General features: G+C 67.4%; 3 protein-coding genes and 2 pseudogenes. 3 read left to right on the top strand and 2 right to left on the bottom strand.

The features are described from left to right. Positions 1-79 (top strand): annotated as a pseudogene (locus tag K2X24_RS13215) (IS5/IS1182 family transposase); the annotation flags it as partial. A gap of 26 nt (positions 80-105) precedes the next feature. Here the strand turns inward: K2X24_RS13215 and K2X24_RS13210 are convergent. After that, a pseudogene (locus tag K2X24_RS13210) lies at positions 106-219 on the bottom strand (IS110 family transposase); the annotation flags it as partial. Positions 220-555: 336 nt separating this feature from the next. Between K2X24_RS13210 and K2X24_RS13205 the strand changes: the two are divergent. Further along, positions 556-2,232: a glycosyl hydrolase family 28-related protein gene (locus K2X24_RS13205; RefSeq protein WP_292498830.1), complete on the top strand. Its 1,677-nt coding sequence runs from the start codon at positions 556-558 to the stop codon at positions 2,230-2,232. A gap of 304 nt (positions 2,233-2,536) precedes the next feature. Then, entirely contained in the window at positions 2,537-3,562 is a 1,026-nt protein-coding gene (locus K2X24_RS13200; protein ID WP_292498828.1) for a substrate-binding domain-containing protein, read from the top strand. Between the two features lie 25 nt (positions 3,563-3,587). Here the strand turns inward: K2X24_RS13200 and K2X24_RS13195 are convergent, their stop codons facing one another. After that, entirely contained in the window at positions 3,588-3,968 is a 381-nt protein-coding gene (locus tag K2X24_RS13195; protein ID WP_292498826.1) for an HU family DNA-binding protein, read from the bottom strand. Positions 3,969-4,012: the final 44 nt, after the last annotated feature.

Genomic DNA, 4,012 nt, shown 5'->3' with positions numbered 1-4,012 from the left:
GGCCCATGAACTCCCTCACGCTGTTCCCCTGCTCGACCAACTGCCGGGGGTGCCCAAATGGGTCGTAGGGGACCGCGGCGGACCGCGACCGCCCAGGAACGCCGCGATAGCTTCCGGCTCGCTCTCCACCTTGCCCTCGCGCACGACCTGACCGGCTGCGCTCAGGATGCAGATGCTCGTGCTGCGCACCGAGACATCGAGGCCGACATAGTGGTCCATCGCTCATCTCCCTGATCCGCCTGGGCTGGATCGGAGAAGCGTAAGTCCCACGCCGGTCACCGTCACACCCGCCGCTTCGGACGCGGCGGGAGCCCAATGACCCGTCCTTTTTCGTGCGCAACGGCTTGCCGGACTGTTTGCGTGGGCTGCGACACGCATGTGGTTTTACAGGAAGCCTCCTTCGGCCCTGACGACGGCTTCGAGACCGAGATCTGAAGGCCGGCGGCATTGCGAACGCCGCACATAAGGCAACAACGGACGCCATGCAGGGCGCAATCCACACCGTGATGGGCCGCCTGAACACCGCCCCGACAACGCCAAATGGACCGTGCCGTGATGAAGAACCGTCTCCTCGCACCCCTCGCGATGCTGCTGGCCCTCGTCGCGCCGGCTGTTGCCCTCGAGATCAAGTCCGACACCCGGCCGGGGCCGGTCCCCCCGCCCATGGCGCCGGGCGAGACCGGCATCAACCTGGTGGACGGGCGGTTCTTCTATCGCGACGAGGCGGGCAACCGGGTCGGCGGCCTCCTGCCCGACCTCGACGCCAGCGGTTATCTGAAGTTCCGCAACGGCATGGTCCTCGGGCGCTTCCAGAACGGCAAATTTGCCCCGTTGGGCGACGTGTCCGGAACAGAAGCGCTCGGGCGATCCCTACAGGATCGCTTTCGGGACACTCTCAACGTCAAGGACGCCCCGTTCAACGCCAAATGCGATGGACAGGCCGACGACACCGTCCCCCTCCAGCGCTTCTTCGCGGCCATGGCCCCGGGCAAGTCGTTCTCGATCCCGGCGGGGACCTGCATTTTTAGGTCTCCTCTGGCCACCACGGCGTCGAACTTCGAGCTGCGGGGCGACAGCTCCGGGACCACGAAGCTCCTCTACGCCGGATCCGCCACGGGGGTGGACCTCGTCAAGGTGGGGCAGACAGCAGGCTTCAGCATCAACGTCCGGCTCTCCGGTTTCACGGTGGACTCCACCACGAAAATGACGGGCGGCACCGCTCTGCACTTGGAGAACGTCGGGCGGTCGCGCCTGCGGGACGTGGCGGCGGCCGGTCAGGACGGCTCGCGTAACCTCTGGCACGGCTACTGGTTCGATAAGGTCGATATGGTCTCGGTGACCGGTTACGACGCGGCCGGCCAGGAAGATTGCATCCGCGTGAGCGGGGACCCGGGCCCGGGCGCCAAGGCGGACCTTCATCTCCTCTCCGGCAAGGCGCTGTCGTGCAGCATCGGCCTGCATGTGGGAGGGGCCTTCGGCGGACTGCTGGTGGACTTCGGAACCTACTCGGGTAACAAGCGCTCACTAGTGATCGACACCACCCTCGCCGCCGAAGGCAACCGAGAACTGGTCTTCGGCGCTTCCGCGCAGTTCGACGGCTCCTCGGCGGGGGCGAACATCGAAATCGCCGACACCCTGGCCGGCGACGGAAGCTATTTCCAGTTCAACGGCACATGGGCGGCCAGCGCCAAAACCCACAACCTGCAGATCAACGCGGGGGTGGGTGCCACGATCCTGTGGACCGGTGGGACGCTGTTCAGCGCTGGAGGCAACAACGTCCAAGTCGATAGCCTCTACGCGGTTCTCCATATGGTGGGAACACTGAACCGCTACGCGATGGGTTACGGCATCGCGACGTCGGTGGCGAACTCGCGCGTCACGACTGCAGGTGTCCGGTACTTCAAGAACAAGATGGGCGACAGCGTCGGGCTTCCGTTCGGGAATACGGAAGGCGTGCTGTACCCCCTGGCTCCAGCGGCCTCGGTCGCCCTGCCGCCCGGCTCAGGGACATTTACGGCTCGCGATGGAAGCAGCGGGATCACGTGCGTGTGGGCCTACGGGGCTGCATTCTCGTACTTCCTGGGTGGGCACGCGAACTGTGCCTCTGCACCCACCACAGGCAGGCTGAGCCTGTCGTATAGCACGACGCAGGCCGCCTACGTCCTGACCAACGGGCTATCCTCGGCCTTGAACGTCTACGGCACCAACAGCCGCGCCGCGCCTTTCAACTAGCCAACCTCGCTCTCAGCGCCGTCTGGCTTAATCCAGATCCCTCCCTTGATCTTCCCCTGGTTTCACGGGGCAATACACGTCTCGTTCACCCGGACGCCCTGCACGCCCCCCCAGGACAGGGCGAGGACACGACCGCATTGAGGGGGGCGTCGCTCAGGGCTCGGCACGTATCGCCCTGCGCGACACCCGATTGATCGGGGCGCCACCTCGTCGAATTGCGCCGGCTCTTCATGCTAACCGTGGATCCAGGGGCCGGGCTCGTGCAGGGTCATCTTCCGAAACCATGCAGCGGCACGTAGATCACATGACATCCAATCCCGGTGACGGTGCGCTGTCCGTTGAGCTCGGCCTCGGCGGCACGATCACGGTCGGGGCGCAGCGCATCGCGATCGCCGAGATCGTGTCGATTCTCGAAGCCATCGCGGAATCGGAGTCCGTCCAGGGCGTCGCCACCGAACTCGGTCTTTCCTATCGAGCGGCCTGGGAGCGGCTGCGGGCCCTCGAGGCCGCGCTCGGCCAGCAACTCGTGCAGAAGACGCGCGGGCACGGCAGCACGCTGACCCCGACGGGCGTACGCTTGCGCGAGGCCCTCGCGACAGCCCAGGCGAGTCTCGCCGCTCCGATGGCGCGCGAAGCGCGTGCGATCCGAACCCGGCTCGATCCCATCCTGAGTGGTCGGCGGCGCACCCTCACGCTGGTGGCAAGCCACGATCTGCTCATCATGGACGTGGCGGCGAACTGGCCCGAACTCGCCCTGACGGTCGCGGGGAGCGAGGAAGCCCTCGCTCGCCTGCAGGACGCGCGCGCCGATGCGGCGGGGTTTCACTGCGGTTCGCTCGACGGTGCCGGTGCGGGCGCGCCCTATCCGGAACTCGCCGATCGTCCGAGCTTACGGGTCCGCCCGCTGTTCGAGCGCGAGCAGGGTCTGATGCTGGCCGCCGGCAACCCCCTCGACATCCGGGGCATCACCGACCTCGCGGAACGGAACATCCGCTACGTCAATCGACAAAGAGGGTCGGGGACCCGCGCGTGGTTCGACCGGCTGCTGGCGGAGCACGGCATCCGGGACGATCGCATCCCGGGCTACACCACCGAGGAGTTCACCCATCAGGCCGTGGCGGCGGTGATCGCCTACGGCGCGGCCGATGCCGGCCTGGGCGCCCGCGCGGCCGCGGACCGCTTCGGCCTCGACTTTCTGCCCGTTGGCTGGGAGCGGTACTACCTGGCCACGGCGCTCTCGCTTCCGGAGGCGGCCTTCGACGCGCTCGCAGCCGCCCTCGCCGAGCGCGCCCGGGTGACGCCAGGGTATCGACCGGTCAATTCACGCTGATCCGGACCTGCGGTCGTCTCCGCCGTCACCCGGCCTTCGCGTGAGCGGGCGATGCGTCGGTCGTTGCGTGCCCGTCCAGGCGCAGCCTGACCGCGGCGATCTTGCGCCCCACGATCATCCGGGCGGCGACGTCCCCGACGTGACGCTTGATGGATTTCGCCGGCTTGAACGAGATCAGGCGCCGGTCGCCGATCAGGATCGGGCGCTTGGTGTACGGGTTGAGGCCCGGATGCGACCGGCGTGAGAAGGGGGCGAAAACCCCGAATCCGCGAAGCTCGACGCGGTCTCCCGCCGCGAGCGCGTCGCCGATCCTCCGGAGGATGGCGCCCACCACCGCGTCGATCTCCGCCTCGCTCAGGTGCGGATAGCGGCCGGCGATGCGTGCGACGAGCCCGGATCGAACCATGTCGAATCCCGTACGGTCGAAAGGCGGCGGTCACTGCGCGGCAC

Source organism: Methylobacterium sp. (assembly GCF_019750675.1).
Taxonomy (GTDB): domain Bacteria; phylum Pseudomonadota; class Alphaproteobacteria; order Rhizobiales; family Beijerinckiaceae; genus Methylobacterium.
Note: the sequence above shows the minus strand (reverse complement) of the source record. Positions and strands in the feature narration are given on the sequence as shown.